The organism is Burkholderia sp. Ac-20345, from assembly GCF_017104825.1.
Classification (GTDB): Bacteria; Pseudomonadota; Gammaproteobacteria; order Burkholderiales; family Burkholderiaceae; genus Burkholderia; species Burkholderia lata_B.
Genome location: NZ_JAAGPO010000066.1, coordinates 18,232 through 42,528 on the forward strand (window position 1 = coordinate 18,232; position 24,297 = coordinate 42,528).

Annotated in this window: 19 protein-coding genes and 1 pseudogene; 6 read left to right on the forward strand and 14 right to left on the reverse strand. The window is 64.5% G+C overall.

Annotated features, from left to right (window positions below; genetic code table 11):
* Positions 1-16: 16 nt before the first annotated feature.
* Both G3O06_RS23390 and G3O06_RS23395 read left to right on the forward strand, forming a co-directional pair.
* The gene (locus G3O06_RS23390) at positions 17-1,051 is read left to right on the forward strand and encodes a folate-binding protein YgfZ (protein ID WP_174979794.1); all 1,035 of its coding nucleotides are present in this window, start codon (positions 17-19) and stop codon (positions 1,049-1,051) included.
* 76 nt (positions 1,052-1,127) lie between these two features.
* A complete protein-coding gene (locus G3O06_RS23395; protein ID WP_205817642.1) occupies positions 1,128-1,973 on the forward strand; it encodes an NRDE family protein in 846 nt (281 codons plus the stop codon).
* Positions 1,974-1,993: 20 nt separating this feature from the next.
* Here G3O06_RS23395 and G3O06_RS23400 read toward each other — a convergent pair whose 3' ends face one another.
* The 4 genes from G3O06_RS23400 to G3O06_RS23415 form a co-directional block, all read right to left on the reverse strand.
* The gene (locus G3O06_RS23400; RefSeq protein ID WP_174914714.1) at positions 1,994-2,434 is read right to left on the reverse strand and encodes a GNAT family N-acetyltransferase; all 441 of its coding nucleotides are present in this window, start codon (positions 2,432-2,434) and stop codon (positions 1,994-1,996) included.
* 41 nt (positions 2,435-2,475) lie between these two features.
* Positions 2,476-3,435: an alpha/beta hydrolase gene (locus G3O06_RS23405; RefSeq protein ID WP_174914712.1), complete on the reverse strand. Its 960-nt coding sequence runs from the start codon at positions 3,433-3,435 to the stop codon at positions 2,476-2,478.
* A 170-nt stretch (positions 3,436-3,605) separates the two neighbouring features.
* Positions 3,606-4,085: a PaaI family thioesterase gene (locus G3O06_RS23410; protein WP_011352338.1), complete on the reverse strand. Its 480-nt coding sequence runs from the start codon at positions 4,083-4,085 to the stop codon at positions 3,606-3,608.
* Entirely contained in the window at positions 4,082-4,396 is a 315-nt protein-coding gene (locus G3O06_RS23415) for a Dabb family protein (protein ID WP_006483902.1), read from the reverse strand. The genes G3O06_RS23410 and G3O06_RS23415 overlap by 4 nt, the downstream gene beginning before the upstream one ends.
* 178 nt (positions 4,397-4,574) lie before the next feature.
* Between G3O06_RS23415 and G3O06_RS23420 the strand changes: the two genes are divergently transcribed.
* The gene (locus G3O06_RS23420) at positions 4,575-4,961 is read left to right on the forward strand and encodes an Arm DNA-binding domain-containing protein (protein WP_346779549.1); all 387 of its coding nucleotides are present in this window, start codon (positions 4,575-4,577) and stop codon (positions 4,959-4,961) included.
* Here the strand turns inward: G3O06_RS23420 and G3O06_RS23425 are convergent.
* The gene (locus G3O06_RS23425; protein WP_254609071.1) at positions 4,944-5,456 is read right to left on the reverse strand and encodes a lipocalin-like domain-containing protein; all 513 of its coding nucleotides are present in this window, start codon (positions 5,454-5,456) and stop codon (positions 4,944-4,946) included. The genes G3O06_RS23420 and G3O06_RS23425 overlap by 18 nt on opposite strands.
* A gap of 374 nt (positions 5,457-5,830) precedes the next feature.
* The gene (locus G3O06_RS23430; protein ID WP_205817643.1) at positions 5,831-7,309 is read right to left on the reverse strand and encodes a sensor domain-containing diguanylate cyclase; all 1,479 of its coding nucleotides are present in this window, start codon (positions 7,307-7,309) and stop codon (positions 5,831-5,833) included.
* 672 nt (positions 7,310-7,981) lie between these two features.
* Here G3O06_RS23430 and G3O06_RS23435 point away from each other — a divergent pair.
* A complete protein-coding gene (locus tag G3O06_RS23435; protein ID WP_205817644.1) occupies positions 7,982-9,142 on the forward strand; it encodes a DUF4382 domain-containing protein in 1,161 nt (386 codons plus the stop codon).
* A 565-nt stretch (positions 9,143-9,707) separates the two neighbouring features.
* Here G3O06_RS23435 and G3O06_RS23440 read toward each other — a convergent pair.
* Positions 9,708-10,334 (reverse strand): hypothetical protein, encoded by a 627-nt coding sequence (locus tag G3O06_RS23440; RefSeq protein WP_241020206.1) that lies wholly within the window; start codon positions 10,332-10,334, stop codon positions 9,708-9,710.
* 507 nt (positions 10,335-10,841) lie between these two features.
* Positions 10,842-11,412, reverse strand: a pseudogene (locus G3O06_RS23445) (DNA adenine methylase); the annotation flags it as partial.
* Between the two features lie 426 nt (positions 11,413-11,838).
* Between G3O06_RS23445 and G3O06_RS23450 the strand changes: the two are divergent.
* Complete coding sequence (locus tag G3O06_RS23450; RefSeq protein WP_205817645.1) at positions 11,839-12,762, forward strand: recombination-associated protein RdgC; 924 nt, start codon at positions 11,839-11,841, stop codon at positions 12,760-12,762.
* Between the two features lie 263 nt (positions 12,763-13,025).
* Here the strand turns inward: G3O06_RS23450 and G3O06_RS23455 are convergent, their stop codons facing one another.
* Entirely contained in the window at positions 13,026-13,556 is a 531-nt protein-coding gene (locus G3O06_RS23455; protein ID WP_205817646.1) for an isochorismatase family protein, read from the reverse strand.
* Positions 13,557-14,375: 819 nt separating this feature from the next.
* Here G3O06_RS23455 and G3O06_RS23460 point away from each other — a divergent pair.
* Complete coding sequence (locus G3O06_RS23460; protein ID WP_174914698.1) at positions 14,376-16,520, forward strand: hypothetical protein; 2,145 nt, start codon at positions 14,376-14,378, stop codon at positions 16,518-16,520.
* 162 nt (positions 16,521-16,682) lie between these two features.
* On the opposite strand, the gene G3O06_RS23465 is transcribed toward G3O06_RS23460, so the two are convergent.
* The 5 genes from G3O06_RS23465 to G3O06_RS23485 all read right to left on the reverse strand — a co-directional run bounded on the left by G3O06_RS23465 (position 16,683) and on the right by G3O06_RS23485 (position 24,164).
* A complete protein-coding gene (locus G3O06_RS23465; RefSeq protein ID WP_205817647.1) occupies positions 16,683-18,083 on the reverse strand; it encodes a GGDEF domain-containing protein in 1,401 nt (466 codons plus the stop codon).
* Between the two features lie 261 nt (positions 18,084-18,344).
* The gene (locus tag G3O06_RS23470) at positions 18,345-19,523 is read right to left on the reverse strand and encodes an acetyl-CoA C-acyltransferase (protein WP_205817648.1); all 1,179 of its coding nucleotides are present in this window, start codon (positions 19,521-19,523) and stop codon (positions 18,345-18,347) included.
* 51 nt (positions 19,524-19,574) lie between these two features.
* Complete coding sequence (gene pncA / locus G3O06_RS23475) at positions 19,575-20,207, reverse strand: bifunctional nicotinamidase/pyrazinamidase (RefSeq protein WP_205817649.1); 633 nt, start codon at positions 20,205-20,207, stop codon at positions 19,575-19,577.
* Positions 20,208-20,247: 40 nt separating this feature from the next.
* The gene (locus tag G3O06_RS23480; RefSeq protein WP_205817650.1) at positions 20,248-22,332 is read right to left on the reverse strand and encodes a 3-hydroxyacyl-CoA dehydrogenase NAD-binding domain-containing protein; all 2,085 of its coding nucleotides are present in this window, start codon (positions 22,330-22,332) and stop codon (positions 20,248-20,250) included.
* Positions 22,333-22,520: 188 nt separating this feature from the next.
* On the reverse strand, positions 22,521-24,164 hold the full coding sequence (locus G3O06_RS23485) for a 3-(methylthio)propionyl-CoA ligase (protein ID WP_174997948.1): 1,644 nt from the start codon (positions 24,162-24,164) through the stop codon (positions 22,521-22,523).
* Positions 24,165-24,297: the final 133 nt, after the last annotated feature.

The following is a 24,297-nucleotide window of genomic DNA, read 5'->3' on the forward strand; positions in this document are numbered from 1 at the left end:
ACTGTTCCCTCATTCCATGAGCACACCGTTCGCTTCACCGGCAGTCCAGGCCGCACCCGCCTCGCTCCCCGTTTTCCCCCGCCCGTCCGCCGCCGATTTCGACGCGCCGGGCGCCTGCATGCCGCTGCCGCAGTTCGGCGTGATCGACGTGGCCGGCGATGACGCCGCAACGTTCCTGCACAGCCAGCTCACCAACGACATCGAACATCTCGACGCCGCGAGTGCACGGCTGTCCGGCTATTGCTCGCCGAAGGGGCGCCTCCTCGGCTCGTTCCTCACGTGGCGCGCCGGCCACGGCGTGCGTCTGCTGGTGTCGAAGGACGTGCAGCCCGCCGTGCAGAAGCGGCTGTCGATGTTCGTGCTGCGCGCAAAGGCGAAGCTGACGGACGCGAGCGACGCGCTCGCGGTGGTCGGTTTCGCGGGCGACGTGCGCGACGCGCTGTCGGGCATCTTCGACGCGCTGCCGGACGGCGTGCACGTGAAGGTCGACGGCCCCGCCGGCACGCTGATCCGCGTGCCCGACGCGGCCGGCCGCAAGCGCTATCTGTGGATCGGCCCGCGCGCGGAAGTCGACGCGCGCATCGCCGCGCTCGGCGGGTCGCTGCCGGTCGTGTCACCCGCCGTATGGGACTGGCTCGACATCCGCGCGGGCGAACCGCGCATCACGCAGCCTGCTGTCGAACAGTTTGTGCCGCAGATGGTCAACTTCGACGTGATCGGCGCCGTTAACTTTCGCAAGGGGTGCTACCCGGGCCAGGAAATCGTCGCGCGCAGCCAGTACCGCGGCACGATCAAGCGCCGCACCGCGCTCGCGCACGTCGCCGGCGAGACCGATACCGTGCATGCCGGCGTCGAGCTGTTCCACAGCGACGATCCCGGCCAGCCGTGCGGGATGATCGTCAACGCGGCGGCCGCGCCCGCGGGCGGTGTCGACGCGCTCGTCGAGATCAAGCTCGCCGCGCTCGACAACGGCACGGTGCACCTCGGTTCGGCCGACGGCCCGGTGCTCGCGTTCGATACGCTGCCGTACGCCTGGCCGACGGAAGCGTGATGCACTGACAACCCGTTCGCGCGCCGGCTCGCGAGTCGCAGCCGGCGCCCGATGTTTCCTGCGAGAGATTCGCCCGATGTGTCTGATTGCCTTCGACTGGCAGCCCGATGCCGCCGCCGGTCCCGTCTTTACCCTCACCGCCAACCGCGATGAGTTCTTTCGTCGGACAAGCGCGCCGCTCTCGTGGTGGGAAGATGTACCGGGCCTGCTGGCCGGCCGCGATCTCGAAGCGGGCGGCACATGGCTCGGCGTATCGCGCGACGGCCGTTTCGCCGCGCTGACGAACTACCGCGCGCCGTTCGACATCCGCGCGGGTGCACCGACCCGCGGCAAGCTCGTGTCCGATTTTCTCGGCGGCCCGTCCGTCGCGCCGCTCGACTACCTCAAGCAGCTCGCCGAGCATGCGGCCGTCTACAACGGCTTCAACCTGCTCGTCGGCGACTGGCGGCGGCGTGAACTCGCGTGGTTCTGCAATCGCGCGCCCGAGGGCGAAAGCGCTGTGGCCGCACCTGTCGCGATCGCGCCCGGCGTGCACGCGCTGTCGAATGCGCGGCTCGATACGCCCTGGCCGAAAGTGGTGCGCAAGCGCGCGGAGCTCGGCACGCTGCTCACCGACAATCCGACCCCGTCGCTCGATGAACTGATCGCGCTGATGCGCGACCCGCATGTCGCGGACGACGACGCACTGCCGCACACGGGCATTCCGATCGAGCGCGAGCGTGCGCTGTCGGCCGCATTCATCGAGACCCCCGAATACGGCACGCGCGGCACGACCGCGCTGCGCGTCACGATGAAGGAAGGCGTGCGGCTGACGGTCGAGATCAAGGAACGCTGCGACGACGACGGCTCGCACCGCACCGTCCGCCCGGGCACGTTCGAGCGCGCGTTCACGTTCGACCTCGACGCGACGCCGCCGCGCTGAACGCGCGAGCGGGCGCCGTGCTAAGGCGCGCGCGCCATCTCGACGTGCGGCACGCCGGCTTCGACGAACGGTTCACCGACCGCCGCGAAGCCGTGCCGCAGGTAGAACGACACGGCCGAATCCTGCGCGTAGAGCCGCACGACGATTTCGCCGCGGCGCCGCGCCGCATCCAGCAGCGCGTCGAGCACGGCTGACCCGACACCCTGCCCGCGCGCGTCGGCCAGCACCGCGACGCGGCCGATCGTGCCGGACGGCAGCAGCCGCCCCGTCGCGACCGCGCGGCGTGCGCCAGTTGCCGGATCGACCCGGTACGCGACCACATGGAGCGACAGCGGGTCGTCGTCGTCGAGCTCCCATTCCGGCGGAATCTGCTGCTCGCGCACGAACACCGCATCGCGGATCCGCGCGGCGTCGCCGCCCAGTACCGTCCAGTCGCCCGTTTCCACCACGCCGTTCGTCATCACAGCTCCCATGCGGCGCGTACGCCGCCAAACAACCGCCGTCAAACGTCGTCGAATGCGGCCTTCAACGCCGCGACCGCGTCCGCATGCGCGGCCCGTACCTCGGGCACGTAGCCGCCCATCTTGAAGAATTCGTGGATCATCCCCGGATAGCAGACCAGCGTGACCGCGTTGCCCGCCGCGCGCAACTTGTCCGCATAGGCGGCGCCCTCGTCGCTCAGCGGATCGTATTCGGCCGTCGCGATCCACGCCGGCGCAACGCCCGCGAACGACGGCGCATCGCGCGTGCCGTCGAGCGGCGCGAAACGCCAGTCGTCGCGGTCCGCCCGATCGCGCACGTATTGCGTGAAGAACCACTGGATCGTGTCCTGCGTCAGCAGGTAGCCGTTTGCAAGCCGTGCATGCGATTCCGTGTCCTGGAAGCCCGTCACGCCCGGATAGATCAGCATCTGCAATGCCAGACGAATCCCTGCATCGCGTGCGAGCACCGCGCAGACGGTCGCGAGCGTGCCGCCCGCGCTGTCGCCGCCGACGGCCAGCCGTTCGGCATCGATGCCAAACGTGGCGGCCTCGCGATGCAGCCATTGCAATGCATCGTCGGCATCGTTCACCGCGGTCGGAAACCGGTGTTCGGGCGCGAGCCGGTAGCCGACCGACAGCACCGCACACTGCGCATCGTGCGCGAACATCCGGCACAGCGCATCGTGCGTATCGACGCTGCCGACCGTGAAACCACCGCCGTGGTAGTAGACGAGCGCGGGCAGCGGCTCCGCAAGGCTCGGCGCGACCGGCAGGTACAGCCGCGCACCGATCGTGCGGCCGTCGCGCGTCGGCACGACACATTCCTCGACCGAATGCATCGGCGCCGATGCGACGTCGAGGATCGGCGCGCTCTTCTCGTACGCAGCGCGCGCCTGCTGCGGCGTCTGGTGATGATAGGACGGACGTTTCGCGCGCTCGATCATGTCGAGCACCTGGGCGATCTTCGGATTCAGCGGCATCGATTAGGACGGTGCCTGCTGGGCACCGTGAACGGACAAGCGTGCATGATGCCATGCGCGCGTCGGGTGAGCGTCACGCGCCGTGCGCATCGTAATTCCTGTGCAGCCAATGCACGCCACAAAACAAAACGGCCCTGCCCGTGAAGAGGCAGGGCCGTGCGTCCGGGCGCTTACGCGTCGCTCGGGCCGGGCTGGGCGTCCGGCGCGGTGCGCGAGCGTTGCCGCTTGATGTCGCGGCCCACCGCGAGCCGCCGCATGTACTTGAACGTGCCGAGTGCCTTCGCGACGAAATTGCCGTCGCTGTCACGCACCTCGCCTTCGCAGTAAGCCATCGTCGTCGAGCGATGCATCACGCGCCCGTAAGCGCGCAACTCGCCGCGACCCGGCTGCATGAAGTTCACCTTCATCTCGACAGTCACGACGCCGACGCCGTCGTCGGTCAGGCTGCGTGCGGCCATCGCGAGCGCGATATCCGCGAGCGTCATCGTCACGCCGCCGTGCGCGATGCTCCACGTGTTCATGTGCCGCTCCTCGAGCGGCAGCACGAGCTCGCTCGCACCGTCCTTCGCGGACACGAGCTGCACGCCGAGCAGGTCGACGAACGGGCTTTCGATCGACGGACCGTCCGTCGGGGTTGCCGCGTCGCTCATCGTGCGTTGTCGACGATGTAGTCGACGCACTCGCGCGATTCGGCGACTGCAACGACGAATTTCTTCACTTCCTGGTGAACCGGGTGCACCTGGTACGCATCGAGCGCAGCCTTGTCCGCGAAGTCGGACACGAGCACGATGTCGGCGGTCGCATCGAGGCCGGGCGTCGCCACGCCGACGTCGATCTGCAGCGTGCCCGGCACGAGGTCACGGCAGCCTTCGAGCTTTTCCTTCAGCTTCAGCGCGTTCTGTGCGCGCGTCGCGCCTTCGGCCGATTCTTTCAACTTCCACATGACGATATGACGGATCACTTCGGTTGCTCCTGTTCGTGTTGGTTCGTCAGCTTGCCTCAAACCCTTGCCAGTCGGGCATCCTACACCCTTTCACCGTTCGCTCGAGTTCTCCGTAAATCGCGTCGAGCCGAGAAAAAAGGGGGTATAAAAAGGGGGATCATCTCGAACATCCAAAGTCGATACCCCCTTTTTCACAGTGCCACGTACCGACATCAAGATCCGACAAGCGAAGGCAGGCAACAAGCCTACCAAACTTACCGACGGCAATGGACTGTATCTGTTGGTGAATCCGTCCGGCTCCAGGCTCTGGCGATACAAGTACAGAATTGCCGGGAAGGAGAATCTCTTCGCGATCGGCGAGTATCCCACCGTCAGCCTTCAAGACGCGCGCGCTGCACGCGACGATGCCCGCGTGCTCGATCCGTACATCGGGAACCGCCCCATGCGCTCTGTTACCGCCCACGATGTGCTTGCCGATGTCGATACAGTTCGCCGAGGCGGGGCCGTTCGCTTTGGGTTGGGTCATCCTGGGGCACGACGACAACGACTCGGCCGGCGATCCAAGTCATTTTGCTCTCCTTAGCACGACCTCTCCCGATCCGCCTCCGGAGGCTGCAGGCGTCGTCCACCTGAGCTCATCTCCCGAGAGGACAAACGGCCTACGCTGCTCGACCCCGTTCCAGTTTGGGAACGTGCTCGTATCGATGCGAAAGGTGATGGTTTTGTCCGCTTCGTTTACGACGTATGTCCCAAAGTGGGCGATCGACCCTTGCACCACGGCACGATACTCCTCCGCACTGCCGTTCATTCGATCGTTGGATACGTACTTGGGCAAGTCGCCGCGCGAATTCACCAGCGCGTAGTGACCATGGCCGTCAAAGATCACCAGGCCGTGGGGGTTGGGTCCATACATCGGTGTACGGCTACCATCCGGGTGGACCGTATCGACCGAGACATACGCCCATGCGCCGGCCAGTTGCTGGTCCAGTGACTGTTGGCTCAACGCGACGCCCGATTGAAGCGCAAGTCCCAGAAGCACCAGTCGCGAAACGGTGGGGACGATATGGATGTGATTCACGGCCATTCTCCTCTCGCAAGGCAACCCACAACGACAAATATAGGATGCAAGCAAGGAAAGACAGGCGCAATCGTGCCGGCCCGAGTGCCCGGCGCGCATGCAAGCGTGTTCGCGTGACGACCGCGGCCACTCGACAAGTACCGGTCAACGGCCGATATCGGGCGCAACCGGATACGACCGTAGTTGGCCGAAAAGGGACGGCGCAGGAGATCTCGGCCAGGGTATTCCGTCCCGTAGTTCAGGGGATGGAACGAGAAGCGTATAGCTTATCCAGCATTGCTTCTGGCCTTTGCTGTAGCAAATCTGTAGCACGCGAAAAATGCCCGCTCGCAGTGAGCATTCGTTCTACTGGAACAGCAAACGATGCAATTCCATCAATCCGAGTACTGGAAGGCGGAAACCTTGTTCCGGCCGGTTGCCTTCGCATAGTACAGCGCCTCGTCGGCTGCCTTGATCACAGCCCCGGCGTCGTTATCCTGCTCCGGTGTCCAGCTGGCGAGCCCAATACTCGCAGTGACGTGTCCGTACTCGCTGCCGGCGTGTTCGAGTGCTAGGTCGTCGATTGCCGCGCGAATCCGCTCGGCAATCTCCACAGCGCCGATTTGCGGCGTATCGGGAAGCAGCACGACAAACTCCTCCCCGCCGTAGCGAGCCGCAGTATCAACCGGCCGGCGGATGTTTTCTCCGATGCAGCGGGCAACTGCAGCCAGCGCGTCGTCCCCGGCCTGATGCCCGTAGGTGTCGTTGTAAGCCTTGAAGCGGTCGACGTCGACGAACAGTAGCGAGAATACGGAACGCGCCCGCCTGGCGCGACGCCACTCCCGATCCAAGACCTCCCCGAAACTGCGGCGATTATTCAGACCAGTGAGTCCATCGGTGCGTGCCAGCAGCACCAGCTCGGACTCGGCCCGCATCCGGCGGCGCAGTTGCGCGCTGAGCATGACGGATAGTGCGATGAACGCAGCGCCGAAAGTCGCCACGAGTGCACCGATCGTCACCGCGCGGTGCTGCCACGCAGCATAGATGTCCTGCTCCGCTTCTGCCACCATGATGATTAGTGGCAGCTTGGGCAGATTCTTGAAGTAGTAGAGCCGGCGCACGCCGTCAATCGACGCCGTTTCCGAGAACACCCCCTCTGGCGCGCTCCGAAATCGTCGAAAGGTCGCTGCTTGGCTGATGTCACGGCCGACGATACTGACGTTGTATGGCTGACGCATCACCATGATGCCGTCCTTGCCGATAAGCGACATCGAACCGTGCGCACCCAGCGACATATCGGCAAACAGGTGGTGGAAGTACTCGAGGTTGATGGCAATCAATGCAATGCCGGCAAACGACCCGTCTGGGTTCGAGATGCGCCGCGACAGCGCAATGCTAAGCGTGCCGCCGCGCAAGCGCGACGCAAACGGATCGCTAACGTAGAGCCCCACAGTGGGGTTGTCGCGATGCACGGTGAAGTACTTGCGATCGGCGAAATTGCCTTTGCGGGGCACGTCGCTGGCCGAATCCAAAACGATGTCACCATTCGCGTCGAGTACCAGCTGCGAACCGATAAAGGGGGCGCTCATTGCATGATCGAACAGCACGCCGCGCCGCAGTGCGGGTGCGGCAGACATCACGTCGGGCCGTTGCAGACCATGGATCAGCGCCTGCAAGGATAGATCGTAGAGTTCGAAGTTGCGCTCGATATCACGCTCAGCCATCAGGCCGAGATTGCGCGAGGTCTCACTGGCACGCTCCAGTGCGTCGTGGCGGCTCTGAAATAGCTGCAGCACGCACAGGCCCATCAACGCGCAGGCGATCACAATGCCGACCGCCACGATGACGTAGGGGACGGCCGTCCGACGATGCATGGTCTCCTCACCGCAAAATGAGCCGCACCCAAGGGGCGCGTTTTCCACATACTAAATCGGGCAGGTGCATTTGAAAACTCGGCGCGGAGCCGATCGGAACCTGAACAGCAAAGAGCAACCTGTGTGCGACCAATGACAACTGTCAGCGTCGACAGCTAACACAATCAATACGCGCTCCCAGAAAGCTTTCGTGCTTTCGAGCGTCAACTCCATCATTGAGTGGCAAAGCACATAGCAGCCCCCATGATGCAGCGGTATCCGTCGACGCGAGCCGGAGTTGGGCCGGCCCAAACGGCTTCGCAGGCCGTCACTTCATGAAAAAACTCAATACCTTATTGACATTGGCCATCTAGATTGACCGCTCTGCTGCTCACCCTCACGTCAAAGCCTCACGGCACCCTTACGCGATTGGCCGGACTGTACGAATACTGATGGTAGGCGCGGGTACGCGGTATTAGCTTCGCTCCATCGATCCTAGACGCTCACATCGCTCACTCCGGCTAAGCAATCGCGCTCACCATCTGTCCGGATACATTCGAAGGCACGCCAATCTCGGTGAAATTTTACCGATCAAACAAAAAGTTACCGTTTGTTTCAAAGATATCCAAATAGTAGGATGAAGTAGCGCTACGCTCCGGTCACCCACAATAAGGCCCATAAGGGGGGTGACATATGAACAACATGATCAAGAGTGCGCTTTGTGCCGCATTGGTGCCCTTCGCGCTGGTTGGATGCGGCGGCGGTGACGGTGGCGGCAGCAGCCCGCAAACCGGCACACTGCACGTCGCGATGACCGATGCGCCGTCGTGCGGGTTCGACCACGTATTCGTGACCGTCTCGCAGGTACGCGTCAACGCGAATGCGAATGCCGCCGACAACGACGCCGGCTGGTCGACGATTTCCCTGGCGACTCCGCAGAAGATCGACCTGCTGTCGCTGACCAACGGCGTGCTCGCCGATCTCGGCCAGACTGCCCTGCCCGCCGGCCAGTATCAGCAAGTTCGTCTGGTCCTCGCGCAGAATCAGGGCAACAATCTCGCCAACTCGATCGTCCCGACCGGCGGCACGGAACAGGCGCTCGCAACGCCGAGCGCGACGCAAAGCGGCTACAAGATCATCCAGCCGTTCACGGTCCAGCCCAACACGCTCGTCGACCTCGTGCTCGACTTCAACGCATGCAAGTCGATCGTCCAGCGCGGCAACGGCTCGTATGCGCTGAAACCCGTCGTCACCGCCGTCCCGACCGTCGTGAGCGGCGCGATCTCGGGCTACGTCGCATCGACGGAAGCCGGTGCGACCGTCTACGCCGAACAAGGCGGCAAGGTCGTCCGAGGCACCGTGGCCGACAGTTCCGGGAAGTTCGTGCTGTCGCCGCTGATCCAGAGTTCGACGCAGGGCAACTACGATGTCGTCATCGTGAAAAGCAGCTTCGCGTCCGGCATCGTTCGCTCGGTTCCGGTTGTCGTGAACACGACGACGGCGGTTTCCGCGTCCACCGCGCCGATCACGCTGCCGGCGTCGGCAATGAGCACCGTCAGCGGTACGGCGACGGCAAGCGCCAATGCATTCGTGCGCGCACTGCAGACGATCGATGCGAACGCCTACGAGATCACGTCGATCAACGCAAACAGCGACACCGGTGCCTATTCGCTGTCCGTGCCCACGGCTGCGCCGATCGTCGGCACGTACTCGGGTTCGCTGCCGGTCGCGCTGGCCGCCGTGCCCGCCGCCGCAGGACAATATACGATCGAAGCGGACGCAGCCTCGGGGGCGACACAATCGGCAAACGTCAACGCAACGACCAGCCAGTCGAACGTCAACTTCAGTTTCTGACGAGTTGACAGCTTTATCGAAAGGGCCGAACGGCCCTTTCCTTCCAACAACGGGAGAACGAAGTGAAGAAAGGGGTTATCACATTGCTCGCCGCGGCGAGCCTGGTCGGCGCACTTGGCGGGTGCGTCGCATACGTTCCCGGCCCGCCGGTCGTCATCGCGCCGCAAGGGGGTCCAGGGAATGGCTTCTGCCCGCCCGGACAAGCCAAGAAAGGCAATTGTTGATAGAAGGCCCGCACCGTAGCGGGCCTTCGCGCCTTGACGCGACGACCGAGTAGACTGAATCTCACACACCTTCGTACGCTACGACGTACGCGCTGCCTTCGCGCAACTTCAACGCCATCCATTTCGGGCATCTGGAGTTGCAAGCAACAATCGACGGCACCGTGCAGAAGGTGTGTGAGGCCAAGGCCGCAAGTGCTTGCGTTGATTCCGATATCCTGATTGATAACGTCGTTCAGGGCCGGACGACTGCAGGCGCACCAGTTCCTCAATGGACGTGACAACTACATCGAGAATATGTCGTGCAATTTCATCGCCCGACATCCCGGCACTGACAGTGACGCCTAATCAATGTTGTTACTATTGTATTGATGGAGCGCAATGGCCAGGGAATCGACATCGTCCTGATAGCCGGCAATAGCGTCGGCCTGCTCAGGGAATCGTTCACAGTGCGACGACAAGGCTGCTACTGCGGCGGCATGGCGCGCAATCAACTGCCCGCGGGTGACCCATTCACGATCATCTCCGGCGCTTGAAGTCCTGATTAGCTTAAGCGTGCCGTCACCAAGCGCCGCGAAGGGTGCATGCTCATTGATGAATTCCGCGTAGTGTCCCGAGAAGAACCTCATCCACTCGCCCGTACGCGAATCACGTTGATATGCGAATAGATAGCCAGCGAGATCGATGACATAGTGATAGGACAGATTCTTGGGCGCTTCGAGCGAGGTTAGCTCAGTCACCTTGTTCACTCGATGAAACCTGTCTACAAGCGGTGCGCCAGCGTTTGACAGGTGAGCGGCGAGCAGGTACACGGCCGCGTCAAACGGATAACCATTATGAGGAATATAGAGTACAACGCTTCCTCCGCACTGCAAACCAAACGTGAAAGTTGCATGTGTGCTCATAACGATTTCCATGTTCTTTTCAAACAACGCGATCACGATCAGGGCGCATGGAGAATCACAAGACATCACTACCTCATCACCCGATGAGGGGTAGGATGGTTCTCTCAATAGCAAACGCTAAAGCAATGAACAATCGCAAGAAGTCTTCTCACCGCACCTAACCACAAGCGTTTTCGATTATTTATCGCCAGGAAATTTATCGCGCTCAAAAATTATCTTTGACTTCCTGCCCGACATCACTCCCCGTGTGCAATTCCCATTGCAAGTGGCATGCCACCTTTGCTCTTTGTCTGCACGCAGGGGGCGCGAGGCCGATATAAGAAAGAAGAGTCGCGCAAGCGAACGAAATGTTTCAGTGTTGATACAAGGGGGCACCCTGATCCAACGAGTTCGACGATCTTCACAGCGAAGAGGGGCCGCACGGATACGACGAATGCGCGGATGCGCGCAGCCGGCCCGCGCCACTTTCGACTCTTCGGCTTGGTTGCGACTTTGTAACCAGACCCCGTAAAAGGAACTCGTTCTGTCACAAATGCGAGAGATTGACCGGCCCGCGCTGCAGCATGGTGAGCCTTAGAAGAGGCCAGCTGGCCGCGCCGCATCGTCCCAACTAAAAATTATCAACTCGTGCCGCTCGGCTGCCCGTCCGCCTCCACCCACGGTGTACTGAATCGGAACGGTCTCGATGTGGAACCCGTCGAATACGCGCCGAATGTCGGGATGGTCATTGAGGCTCACGATCACGCGCCCTTTGATCATCCGCAGGCGCAGCGCCATCTTCTCGTACTCTGCGAACGGAAACGGCACTCCGTAGCCTTCAGTTTCGTAATATGGAGGATCGAGGTAGAACAGCGTGTGCGGTCGATCATACCGGTCGATGCACGCGGCCCAGTCCCGACGCTCGATATATGCATTCGCGAGACGCAAGTGCGCGGCCGATCGCTCCTCCTCAAGCCGCAGCAGATTTAGGCCGGGCGGATGCTCCGTTCGCGCTCCGAACGTCTGCCCCCTCCAGCTTTCCGCCAAAGCAACTTTTCTGCAGATAGTAGAACCGAGCCGCACGTTGGATAGCGGTGAAAGCTTCCGGGGGAGTGTGCTTCAACACCTGCCGGCTCGGCGCGAGAATCTGGTAACGACCGAGATACCGTCGATCCGACCAGCACGTTGTAGCCATCGTCCGTTTTTGCCGGCAGCGCCGAGCTGATCTCACTTACGGCAATGGCATCCATAAACGAAGACAAAGCAACTTTTCGAGCAGTCAGCAACGAGTGGCTGGAGAAGAGGCGGAAGACGTGGGCTGAGCGGTACATCGGCGAGAATCTTCGAATGCTCGAAGCCGACGCATGCCCGTACCTAGGAAGCCGCCCATGCGCTCTGTTACCGCCCACGATGTGCTTGCTTTGATGTGCCGGTGCGAAGAACGTGGCTCCCCTTCCGTAGCGTATTTAGTGAGCGATGCCCACCCACCCAGCGCTACAACCGTCAACGATCTGGACCGTCACATCGAGCGACCGAATCTGCACCGGAAGCATCACCGTCATATAGAATGGTGCGCTTTGCCCGTACTCCTATGTGGTTCAAGAACCTTCAGCTTCATCGTCTTCCGGCACCTTGGTCCGTTACCCCCGATCAGATGGAAAAATGGCTGGCGCCCCACGCGTTTCAGCCGGGCAACAGCGTCGAGATGCAGAGCCTCGGATGGGCATCGCCGCGTGACGACGGCGCACTTGTGTATTCGATCAACCGGCAGATGTTGCTGACGTTTCGTGCCGAAAAGAAGCTGCTCCCGGCGTCGGTCGTCAATCAGGTGACCAAGGCCCGCGCGCTTGAAGTTGAGGAGCAGCAGGGCTTCAAGGTCGGGCGAAAACAAATGCGCGAACTCAAGGATCAGGTTACCGACGAACTGCTCCCGCGCGCGTTCACCATTCGCCGCGATACCCGCGTGTGGATCGATACGGCGAACGGCTGGCTCGTCATCGATGCGGCTTCACAGGCGCTTGCCGACGATGTTCGCGGCCTGCTCGTCAAATCGATCGATCAGTTGCCGCTCGCCGGTGTTCAAGTGGTGCGTTCGCCGGTCGCCGCGATGACGGATTGGCTGTTGTCCGGCGAGGCGCCGGGCGGATTCACCGTGGACCAGGACGCCGAGTTGCGCTCGAGCGGTGAAGGCGGCGCCACGGTGCGATACGTCGGCCACGCGCTGGAAGCGAACGACATGCGCCGGCACATCGAGGCCGGCAAACAATGCATGCGCCTTGCGATGACCTGGGACAACCGGATCTCCTTCGTACTGACGCCGTCGCTGACGATCAAGCGCGTTACGCCGCTCGACGTGATCAAGGAAGCGGCGGATCCGACCGCGCAGAACGACGCTGAACGCTTCGACTCGGATGTCACGCTGATGACCGGTGAATTGGAGCGGATGTTGACGAGTCTCATCGATATCCTGGGTGGCGAACAGCACGACTCGGCTCTTCAGGCGGCAGCAGCCTGAACGCCGTCGGCGGCCGCGAAACGGCGAGGTTTCGAGCCGGCACGACAGTTCAACGAGGACTGTCGTCGCCCTGTCGGAAGGTCGCGACCTGGCGCTCGCGCACGATGCCCGATTCTTCTCCGTGTCGCCCGCCGACGCGAGAATCCCACCCGCGACCGCCGGCAGCCAGCCTACCGAACCTGCCGGCTCCAATGGCCTGCATCCCGAGATTCACGCATCCGGCTCCATGAACGCGGTTTCCGTCAGCGCACAAGTGCCGCAACTCACTTGATCAGGCGCAGCACATCGCGAAAACGCGGATGCCGGCTGGAACCCAGCCATTCGAACCCGATCATCTCGACCGTCGCGATTTGTGCCCCCGCCGCCCCGAGCCGAGCGATCCCCGTGTCCCGGTCGATCGTCTTGCGCGACCCCACGGCATCGCTGACCACCGTGACTTTACGGCCGCTGCGCAACAGCCCGAACGCCGTTTGCAGCACGCACACGTGCGCCTCGCAACCGGCGACGATCACGCTATTGCGCCCGGCCGGCAACGCATCGACCAGGCCCTCCGCGCACGCGTCGAAATGATCCTTGACGACGGTGTTCGAGCACAGATCCTTGATCTCCGGTACGTTCCGGCCCAGTTGGACGGGGCTCTGCTCGGTACCCATCACGGGCACCCCGACGATCTGCGCAATACGGGCAAGTCGGACAGCCTGCGCGACGACGGATGCCCCTTCGTGAATCACCGGTATCAGCCGCGTCTGAAAATCAACCAATACGACCACTGAATCGTCGGGCACGTGCAGCACGGCGCATTCTCCGGAGTGAAGGCGACGTCAACCATCATCGACCATCGATGAAGAGTCGCTCTGTCGCAAAATCGTCAGTCCCGCGAAAAACGGATATCGAATCGCATCAATGACCGACCGCGTCAATTCGGTAAACGGTAGCGGGCCCCCAGCCTACCAAACTTGCCGACACCGTTGGCGCGATCGCATGGAGTCCGGTTCCGGGGATCACCCGCCGGCCCGTCGCAGGAACGCCGGTTGCTCACCGTTCCGTATTGCCGAATCCACCGCACTCCGCGCCTTCTGCTTGCACCGCCCGAGACACGGCAGTAGGCGAACCGTCACGATTCAATCCCGGTTCGGAATCAATCGCCAACACGGACATCGATTACCAATCTATTTTCACCAAGACCAATAATCGGCGCCCCATTTCCTCATGAATTCGCATATTTTACCGATCCAGCAAGCAATAATTGCGACTTCACATCAGAACGTTATTCGAAAATCAAAAAATCATTATTGACTTCGACTTTATCCGAACTTTAGAATCCCCTACGACAGCTTACGTTTCGCCTTTCACGCCACACACGCACCAACGCCGGCACTGCACCGGGACGCCAGCAGAGAAGTCTTTCACCCCAATCCGGCGCAGTGTCTCCCTTTGTTTTCAATTCCGGAATTAACCGCCAACCGGTTATCTCCCATTCGATTCTCCCCAGAATCACGCCCGGATTAATTCAATAATTTCCAAGAATACCGCAATACCGGATGAAGGAGACCGAGCACCCGCTCATTCGATAATTCTCATAAAAAACACCAGTCATCAGGAGAGACATCAACATGCATCGCCTCGCGAAGTCGCTGTGTCTCGGATTCATCTGCGCCGCCCTGCTCGCGGCCTGCAACGACGACGACGTCAAATCGGGCAGCGCGCCGTCGAACGCCGCCGCGCTGTCGTTCCGGATGGACACCGGCGGCCAGATCAACGCGTTCTACCGGCAGGACAAGGTCGCCGCGCACCTGCTGGCGCGCTCGTCGACGAAGCCGCGCCTGCTCGTGGTCTTCCCCGCCGGCAACAGCGGCACGGGGCTCTGGTTCGACGACACCGCGCAGCCGGTGAACTGGAGCCTCGACACGCCGCCGTCCGCGCTGTCGGCGCCCGACGCGCACGGCCGCCCGCTGTACGGCATCGGCGCCGACGTGTCGGTGGACACCAACACGCTGACGATCCGCCAGGGCGTGCTCAGCAACGTGCGCTTCCTGCGCGACTTCAACGGCGGCGCTACGATTCCGCCGCAGATCCTTGCCGCGCCGACGGTTCAGGGCAGCGCCGCGCAATGGCAACGCGACCGGATCGACGGCGCGCCCGGCTATTCACTGCGCATCACGCTGCGCGACGGCGGTAGCATCGCGCCGGCAGCGGGCGGCAAGCTCGTCCTGAGCGCACCGGCGGGCTCGCACACGCTGCGGCTGCATGTCGATGCGCTGTCGGGCGAGACGCCGTTGTCGCCGATCACGCGCGCCGACCTGCTCGCGCCATCGGTGAACCCCGACCCCGTGAGCCAGAACGTGCTCGAGTTCCTGAGCTTCCACGACAAGCTGCTGGCCGGCTCGTGGCAGTACGACACCTACTTTGGCCGCGACACGCTGATCTCGGTGCGCATGCTGATGCCCGTACTCGAACCCGCCGCGGTCGAGGCCGGCCTGTCGTCGGTGCTGAGCCGGCTGTCGACCGACGGCAAGGTCGCGCACGAGGAAGGCATCGGCGAATTCGCCCTCGTCGACAACCAGAAAAACGGCCGGCCGAACGATCCGACGCCGACTTACGACTACAAGATGATCGACAGCGACTACCTGCTCGCGCCGATCGCGGCCGCGTGGCTGATCGACGATACGCGCGGCCAGGCCCGCGCGGCCGCGTATCTCGCGCAGCGCGGCAGCGACGGGCAGACCAACGGCAGCCGCCTGGTCGTCAACCTGCTGCACGTCGCGACGACTGCGCAGCCGTTCGCGCAGCAGCCGTCGGTCGCGAACCTGATCCACCTGCGGCCCGGCGAGATCGTCGGCAACTGGCGCGACAGCACCGACGGGCTCGGCGGCGGCGTGTACCCGTACGACGTGAACGCGGTGCTCGTACCGGCCGCGTTGCGCGCGGCGAACGCGTTCCTTACGCGCGGCCTGCTCGATCCGTACCTGGATGCCGGACAGCGCGCGACGCTCGCCAATACGGCGAACCAGGCGGCCACGTGGGAAACGCAGGCGCCGCCGCTGTTCCAGGTCAGCGTGCCGGCCGCGCAGGCAGCCACCGACGTGTCGGCCTATGCGCCGTCCGCGGGCGTGCCGGCCGGCACCGCACCGGGCACGCCGCTGGCGTTCTACGCGCTGTCGCTCGATCAGCAGGGTAACCCGATTCCAGTGATGAATTCGGACGGCGGCTTCGCGCTGCTGTTCGGCACGCCCCCGGACGATGAGCTTCAGCGCATCGTCACCGACGTCACGCGGCCGTTCCCGACCGGGCTCGTGACCGATGCCGGGATGCTGATCGCGAACCCGGCGTATGCGAACCAGGCGCTATGGCCGAAGTTCACGAGCTCCGCGTATCACGGCACGGTGATCTGGTCGTGGCAGCAGGCGATGTGGGTGGCCGGGCTCGATCGCCAGCTCGCGCGCCAGGACCTGTCGGCCGCGACACGCACGCTGCTCACGCAGGCGCGGCAGACGATCTGGCAGGTGATCTCGAACGGGCGCGACATGCGCACGTCGGAGATGTGGACGTGGTCGTACGTGAACGGCCAGTACCAGACCGATGCATTCGGCACGCGCAGCGCGGACGCCACCGAGGCGAACGCGGCGCAGCTCTGGAGTACGACGTATCTCGCGATCCGCGATCCGCAGCAGCGCGCGGGCAAGTACTGGTGGCAGGCGTCGCAGCGGATGCAGGATGCTCAGCCGAAGAAGAGCGCGGCGGCCCTGGCGTCGCGGTAACGCATCGCCAGGCGCGTGCTGACCAGGCATGCAAAGCCGCGGGGACGTTACCGCCTCCGGGGCTTCGTTAAGGATCTAGGCGCTCGACACAGCCTCTGTACGCCCGAGTTGCCGAATGTCCCGCGTCCGGTCACCGGCGCCCGCGGGCCGTGCCAACCCGCGTCACCGCGCCACGACCCGGTTCCGCCCTTCCCGCTTTGCCTGGTACAAGCGTTCGTCGACCACGCGCAGCAACGCATCGACCGTGCTTCCGTCGGCCCCGTATTGGGCAACGCCGACGCTGACCGTCACCTGCACGCGCTTGAAATCGAGCCCGAACGGCGAACTCGCGATCGACGAACGCACGCGCTCGGCCGTCATCCGCGCGCCTTCGAGCGGCATGTCCGGCAGCAGCGCCATGAACTCCTCGCCGCCGACCCGCGCGAGCCCGCCGGCCGGCCGGATCGCGTCGAGGCACTGGCGCACGACGCCGCGCAGCACCTCGTCGCCGATCTGGTGCCCGTACGCATCGTTGATGTTCTTGAAATTGTCGAGATCGAGCGCGAGCAGGCAGAACGGCGTGCCGTCGCGTTCGGCCCGCACCATCTCGCGCTCGACCTGCGCGATGAACTGCCGGCGGTTCGACGCGCCCGTCATCGGATCGGTCGCGGCCATGTACTCGAGCTTCTGGTTCGTGCGCCGCAGTTCCTGCAGCGCGCTTTCGGTGCGCGCCATCGATTCCGACAGCCGGCTCATCAGGTCTTCCTGGCTGTAGATCGCCGAGAACGAGCGCGTCGTCTGCAGCGCCTGCACGACACCGTAGCTGAGCAGGAAGAAGCCGCCCGCGAAAATCGCGTGCGCGAGCCACCACATGTGATTCCACGGCTTGCCGAGAATGAACGCGAGCGACGACAGCGCGAACGCCATGATCGACACGCCGTAGATCACCATCAGCGGCGAGCGGATCCGCCGCGCGAGCAGCACGCCGACGTTCAGCAGCGAGAACACGAGCGCGCCGCCTTCCATCGACAGCCGCGTGCCCAGCGCGCCCGCGATCGGCGAATACGCGATGTACGCCACGACCACGTTGACGATCATGAAGAACACGACCCACGGCAGCCACGTGCGCACACTCGTGCGCTTCTCGATCCGGTCGGGCGGACGCGAATACGACATCAGGCCCGTGAGCAGCAGGATCGACATCACGAGGCGCGACGCGGGCCCGTACAGCAGGAACAGCCAGATATTGTGATGCGCCATCCCGGTGAAGGCACCGTGCAGCGCATAGATCATCGCGAAACCGAGAAAGCCAAGTGTCAGCCAGCGCAACAACGGCTCGCCGGACGACCGGTAGCACACCCACGTCACGTAGGTGACGAATGCGCCCTCGAGGGTCGCGGCCGCGATCGCGATTTCATGGAACGCGTGGCTCTCGAATACGGCGTGCGGGTCGCTGAAGAACCACAGATAGGCGATCAGATAGGCAGGCAGCAACGCGAATCCGATCAGCAGGCATTTCGCGTAGAGCTTCGCGGCCGCGCTGACGACGCGCGGCGGTTCCCCGGCTGCATAGGTCGTACTCATTCGGTCCCCGGTCGGTCTGCTGCGTTGGTTCGAACCTTCGCGGCACGGATCACTCGACGCACGATCCGGCCCATCGTGCCGAAAGGCAAATGTCAGAGCAAGTATAGGTGGGGCAATTCGTTTGACAAGTAAGGGGAAACGGCATTGCGCGGCGCACGCATTTTGCTTCCCGATTGTTTCGAATGGTGGTTCAGTCGCGCCGATTCGTGTCGCGGCCGCCGGCCTCGCCGAAGCGAAACCGCGGCCGCATACCGCCAAAGATCAGAGGATTTCGAACAGGCCGGCCGCGCCCTGCCCGCCGCCGATGCACATCGTGACGACCACGTACTTCACGCCGCGCCGCTTGCCTTCGATCAGCGCATGGCCCGTCAGACGCGCACCCGACACACCGTACGGATGGCCGACCGCAATCGCGCCGCCGTTCACGTTCAGGCGATCCTCAGGAATCCCGAGTGTATCGCGGCAGTACAGCACCTGCACCGCGAACGCTTCGTTCAGCTCCCAGAGGCCGATATCGTCGACCTTCAGCCCGGCCTGCTTCAGCAGCTTCGGCACCGCGAACACGGGGCCAATGCCCATCTCGTCCGGCTCGCAACCAGCCACCGCGAAACCGCGGAAGACACCGAGCGGCTGCAGCCCTTCACGCTGCGCGGCGTCGGCGCTCATCACGACGCAGGCCGACGCGCCGTCCGAGAACTGGCTCGCGTTGCCGGCGGTGATCACGCCGCCCAGCACGGCCGACCGGATCTTCGACACGCCTTCGAGCGTCGTGTCGGGGCGGATCCCTTCGTCGGCCGACACCGTCACTTCCTTCGTGAACAGGCGGCCCGTCGCCTTGTCGGCGATGCCGGCGAGCACGGTGATCGGCACGATCTCGTCGCGAAAGCGCCCGGCTTCCTGCGCGGCCGCGGCCCGCAGTTGCGACTGCACGCCGTACTCGTCCTGCCGCTCCTTCGAGATGCCGTAGCGCTTCGCGACGTTCTCGGCCGTCTGCAGCATGTTCCAGTAGATCTCGGGCTTGTGCTGGACGAGCCAGCCTTCCTGGATCATGTGGTGGTTCATCTCGTTCTGCACGCACGAGATCGATTCCACGCCGCCCGCGACATACACTTCGCCTTCGCCCGCGATGATCCGCTGCGCGGCCAGCGCGATGGTCTGCAGCCCCGACGAGCAGAATCGGTTCACCGTCATCCCCGGCACCGTCACGGGCAACCCCGCGCGCAGTGCGATCTGCCGCGCGATGTTCGCGCCGGTCGCGCCTTCGGGGTTCGCGCAGCCCATGATCACATCCTCGACGCGTGCGGGGTCGAGCTTCGCGCGCTCGAGCGCGGCCGCGACCACGTGGCCGCCAAGCGTCGCGCCATGCGTCATGTTGAAAGCACCGCGCCAGGATTTCGCCAGCGGCGTACGGGCGGTCGATACGATTACGGCTTCGGTCATGCGAGTCTCCTTCGGTCCTGCTTCATGTCCTGAATCGGATGGGGGAAGGCGCTACGCCGCCGGGCGCGCGCCCGCGGACGTCACATGCGCGACGCCCGCTGCCTGCATCTGCTGCCATGCGTGGGCGAGCGACCCGTTCAGGTCGATCGCGCGGCACGCATCGTTGATCACCGCGGCTTCGAACCCGGCCGCGCGCGCATCGAGCGCCGACCACGCGACGCAATAGTCGGTCGCGAGCCCGCAGCACCACACGCGCTTCGCGCCCAGCTCGCGCAGATAGCCCGCGAGACCGGTGCGCGTCGTGCGGTCGGCTTCGACGAACGCGGAATAGCTGTCGACCTGCGCGTCGCCGCCCTTGCGGATCACGAGCCGCGCATGCGGGATGTCGAGATCGCGATGCAGCGCCGCGCCGTCGGTGTCCTGCACGCAGTGCACGGGCCACAGCACCTGCTCGCCGTACGGCAGCGCGAGCGTGGAGAACGGTTCGCGGCCCGGATGGTTCGCCGCGAACGACACGTGTTCGCGCGGGTGCCAGTCCTGCGTCAGCACGACCTGGTCGAAGCGTTGCGCCAGCGCGTTGATCACCGGCACGACGGCATCGCCGTCGGGCACCGCGAGCGCGCCGCCCGGCATGAAGTCGTATTGCACGTCGATCACGAGCAGTACGTCGTCGGTGCATTTCATTGCGTTTCTCCGGGTATGCGTCGCGCCGCGATCCGGCGCGTCAGCCGTTGAACCCGCGGCCGGCCTTCGCGAGCTCCGCGATCGACGGCGCGAGCTGCCATGCGTCGCCGTTCGGCGCGGCCGCGTAGCGGCGAATCGCGCGCTCGACGTTGTAGAGGCCGACCACGTCCGCGTACAGCATCGGGCCGCCGCGCCAGAGCGGGAAGCCATAGCCGGTCAGGTAGACCATGTCGATGTCGGACGCCTTCGACGCGATCTTCTCTTCCAGGATCTTCGCGCCTTCGTTGACGAGCGCGAATACGAGCCGCTCGACGATCTCGTCGTCGCCGATCTTGCGCCGCTCGACGCCGCGCTCCTTCGAATACGCGACGACCAGCTCGTCGACGAGCGACGACGGCTTTGCCTTGCGCTCGCCCGGCACGTAGTCGTACCAGCCGGCGCCCGTCTTCTGGCCGAAGCGGCCCTGCTCGCACAGGCGGTCGGCGATCTTCGAGTATTGCAGGCCAGGCTGCTCGACGTAGCGGCGCTTGCGGATCGCCCAGCCGATGTCGTTGCCGGCGAGGTCGCTCATCCGGAACGGGCCCATCGCGAAACCGAACTTCTCGATCGCGCGGTCGACCTGCGCGGGCAGCGCGCCTTCCTCGAGCATGAACAGCGCCTGACGGATGTACTGCTCGATCATCCGGTTGCCGATGAAGCCGTCGCACACGCCCGACACGACGGCCGTCTTGCGGATCTTCTTCGCGACGGCCATCACGGTGGCGAGCACGTCCTTCGCGGTCTGCGCGCCGCGCACGACCTCGAGCAGCTTCATCACGTTCGCCGGGCTGAAGAAGTGCATGCCGACGACGTCCTGCGGGCGCTTCGTGAACGCCGCGATCTTGTCGACGTCGAGCGTCGACGTGTTCGACGCGAGGATCGCGCCTGCCTTCGCGACTTCGTCAAGCTTCGTGAACACCTGCTCCTTCACGCCGAGTTCCTCGAACACGGCCTCGACGATCAGGTCGGCGTCCTTCAGGTCGTCGTAGGACAGCGTCGGCGTGATCAGCGCCATGCGCGCATCGAGCTTCTCCTGCGTGAGCTTGCCCTTCTTCACCTGCGCGTCGTAGTTCTTGCGGATCGTCGCCACGCCGCGCTCCAGCGCGTCCTGCTTCGTCTCGAGCAGCGTGACCGGCAGGCCAGCGTTGACGAAGTTCATCGCGATCCCGCCGCCCATCGTGCCCGCGCCGATCACGCCGACACGGCGGATCTCGCGCAGCGGCGTATCGGCCGGCACGTCGGGAATCTTGCTCGCCGCGCGCTCGCCGAAGAACGCATGCCGCAGCGCGCGGCTTTCCGGCGTCATCATCAGCGCGACGAAACCCTCGCGCTCGGCAACGCTGCCCTTGTCGAAGCCGTGCAGCACGCCGGCCTCGACCGCGTCGATGCATTTATGCGGCGCGGGGAAATTCGGTGCGGCGGCCCGGGCCGAATTGCGCGCGAACTGGATGAAGCCCGCTGCGTTCGCATGATCGATCTTGCGATCGCGCACGCGCGGATGCGGCCCGTTCTGCTCACCGGCCTTGCGCGCGAACGCGACGGCCGCATCGAGCAGGTCGCCGTCGGCCATTTCGTCGAACAACCCGCTCTTCGCGAGCTGCTCGGACGGCACGGGCGCGCCCGACACGATCATGTTCAGCGCGGTTTCGAGCCCCACCGCGCGCGGCAGGCGCTGCGTGCCGCCCGCGCCCGGCAGCAGGCCGAGCTTCACTTCGGGCAGCGCGACCTGCGCGCCGGGTGCCGCGACACGGTAGTGCGCGCCGAGCGCGAGCTCGAGGCCGCCGCCCATCACGACGCTGTGCAGCGCCGCGACCACGGGCTTCGCGCTCGCCTCCACCGCGCGAATCACGGTGTGCAGCGTCGGCTCCTGCAGCGCCTTCGGCGTATTGAATTCGGTGATGTCGGCGCCGCCCGAGAATGCGCGTCCCGCGCCGGTCAGCACGATGGCCGTGACCGACGGGTCCTGCGCGGCGCGATCGAGCGCGTCCATGACGCCCTGACGGGTCGACAGGCCGAGCCCGTTGACGGGCGGATTGTTGAGCGTAAGAACGGCCACGCCGTCGCGAGTCGAGTAATCCACTGCCATCTGCCTGCCTCCATGCATCGCGCGCCGGGGTGGCTGCGCTTCATTGTGCGCGGTCGAACAGCCGCATGTCCGAATGAACTGAGGCAGCATACAACGAAAAAGCACGGTCGTTCAATTTGAATTTTGTTCCCGATCCGGGGACGGATCGGGCGACCGCTTGGCGGGCCGCTTCCGGCCCGGGCCCGGCGTTACGGCTCGCACACCACCGTCGGCAACACGTAATCGCGGAACGTCTCGCGCAGCTTCAGCTTCTGCAGCTTGCCGGTCGCGGTGTGCGGCAGCGATTCGACGAACACGACGTCGTCGGGAATCCACCATTTCGCGACCTTGCCGTCGTAGAACGCGAGCAGCGCGTCACGAGTCAGGTTCGCCCCTTCGCGCGGCACCACGACGAGCAGCGGGCGCTCGGTCCATTTCGGGTGCGCACAGGCGATGCAGGCCGCCTCGGCCACGCCCGGGTGCGCGATCGCGACGTTCTCGATGTCGATCGAGCTGATCCACTCGCCGCCCGACTTGATCACGTCCTTGCTGCGGTCGGTGATCTGCAGGAAGCCGTCGGGGTCGATCGTCGCGACGTCGCCGGTCGGGAACCAGCCGTCCGACAGCGGCGACGTATCGCCGCGAAAGTAGTGGTCGATCACCCACGGGCCGCGCACCTGCAGTTCGCCGAACGCGACGCCGTCCCACGGCAGCTCGTGGCCGTCCTCGCCGACGATGCGCATGTCGACGCCGCAGATCACGCGCCCCTGCTTCTCGAGCAGCTTGCGCTGCGCGTCGAGCGGCCGCTGCGATTGCGCCCAGTTGAGCTTCGCGAGCGTGCCGAGCGGCGACAGTTCCGTCATCCCCCATGCGTGGATCACGCGCACGCCGTATTCGTCCTCGAAGGTCCGCAGCATCGCGGGCGGGCACGCGGAGCCGCCGATCACCGTGCGATTCAGCGTCGAGAAGCGCACGCCGGCTTCGCGCATGTAGTTGAGCAGGCCGAGCCACACGGTCGGCACGCCCGCGGAGAACGTCACGCGCTCGGCTTCCATCAGCGCGTACAGTGATTTCCCGTCGAGATCCTTGCCGGGCAGCACGAGCTTGCCGCCCGTGAGCGGCACCGCGTACGGCAGCCCCCATGCATTGACGTGGAACATCGGCACGACGGGCAGCACGGCGTCCATCGCGGACAGGTTCATCGCATCGGGCAGCGCGGCGCCGTACGCGTGCAGCACGGTCGAGCGGTGCGAATACAGCACGCCTTTCGGGTTGCCGGTCGTGCCCGACGTGTAGCAGAGCCCCGACGCCTGCTGCTCGTCGAGGCGCGGCCAGTCGTATTGGCCGTCCTCCGCTTCGACGAGCGTTTCATAGCAGAGGAACGGCGTCGTGCCGGACGGCAAGTGCGCGGCGTCCGTCATCGCAACCCAGCCCTTCACGTGCGGGCATTGCGGCGCGATGGCATCGACGAGCGGTGCGAAATTGATGTCGAAGAAGACGTAGCGGTCTTCCGCGTGATTGACGATGTACGCGATCTGCTCGGGGAACAGGCGCGGGTTGATCGTGTGGCATACGGCGCCCATGCCGCCGATCCCGTAATACGCTTCCAGATGCCGGTAGCCGTTCCACGCGAGCGTGCCGACGCGATCGCCGGTTTCGACACCGAGCCGCGCGAGCGCCTGCGCCAGCTGCTTCGCGCGGCGTTCGCAATCGCGGTACGTGTAGCGATGCAGATCGCCTTCCACGCGCTTCGACACGATCTCCGTGTCGCCGGCATGGCGCGCGGCATGAGAAATCAGCGAGGACACCAGCAACGGCATGTCCATCATCTGGCCCAGCAACGGCTTACCCATCGTCTTGTTCTCCGTGAGGATGCGAATCGGTGCCTCTGCGGCGCGCCCGTCAGCGGCCCCGGACGGGCGTGGCGCACGGTGCGCGGGCCACCATGCGGGCGGCGCGGCGCCGCCTTACAATATCGGCTTACCC

What these genes read in the sequence shown, in the direction of transcription:
- G3O06_RS23485 (WP_174997948.1), bottom strand. Translation starts at nt 24,164, where the DNA reads ATGGGTAAGCCGTTGCTGGGCCAGATGATGGACATGCCGTTGCTGGTG.
- G3O06_RS23470 (WP_205817648.1), bottom strand. Translation starts at nt 19,523, where the DNA reads ATGACCGAAGCCGTAATCGTATCGACCGCCCGTACGCCGCTGGCGAAA.
- G3O06_RS23450 (WP_205817645.1), top strand. Translation starts at nt 11,839, where the DNA reads ATGTGGTTCAAGAACCTTCAGCTTCATCGTCTTCCGGCACCTTGGTCC.
- G3O06_RS23405 (WP_174914712.1), bottom strand. Translation starts at nt 3,435, where the DNA reads ATGCCGCTGAATCCGAAGATCGCCCAGGTGCTCGACATGATCGAGCGC.
- G3O06_RS23480 (WP_205817650.1), bottom strand. Translation starts at nt 22,332, where the DNA reads ATGGCAGTGGATTACTCGACTCGCGACGGCGTGGCCGTTCTTACGCTC.
- G3O06_RS23460 (WP_174914698.1), top strand. Translation starts at nt 14,376, where the DNA reads ATGCATCGCCTCGCGAAGTCGCTGTGTCTCGGATTCATCTGCGCCGCC.
- G3O06_RS23410 (WP_011352338.1), bottom strand. Translation starts at nt 4,085, where the DNA reads ATGAGCGACGCGGCAACCCCGACGGACGGTCCGTCGATCGAAAGCCCG.
- pncA (WP_205817649.1), bottom strand. Translation starts at nt 20,207, where the DNA reads ATGAAATGCACCGACGACGTACTGCTCGTGATCGACGTGCAATACGAC.
- G3O06_RS23395 (WP_205817642.1), top strand. Translation starts at nt 1,128, where the DNA reads ATGTGTCTGATTGCCTTCGACTGGCAGCCCGATGCCGCCGCCGGTCCC.
- G3O06_RS23435 (WP_205817644.1), top strand. Translation starts at nt 7,982, where the DNA reads ATGAACAACATGATCAAGAGTGCGCTTTGTGCCGCATTGGTGCCCTTC.
- G3O06_RS23430 (WP_205817643.1), bottom strand. Translation starts at nt 7,309, where the DNA reads ATGCATCGTCGGACGGCCGTCCCCTACGTCATCGTGGCGGTCGGCATT.
- G3O06_RS23390 (WP_174979794.1), top strand. Translation starts at nt 17, where the DNA reads ATGAGCACACCGTTCGCTTCACCGGCAGTCCAGGCCGCACCCGCCTCG.
- G3O06_RS23465 (WP_205817647.1), bottom strand. Translation starts at nt 18,083, where the DNA reads ATGAGTACGACCTATGCAGCCGGGGAACCGCCGCGCGTCGTCAGCGCG.
- G3O06_RS23440 (WP_241020206.1), bottom strand. Translation starts at nt 10,334, where the DNA reads ATGTCTTGTGATTCTCCATGCGCCCTGATCGTGATCGCGTTGTTTGAA.
- G3O06_RS23400 (WP_174914714.1), bottom strand. Translation starts at nt 2,434, where the DNA reads ATGACGAACGGCGTGGTGGAAACGGGCGACTGGACGGTACTGGGCGGC.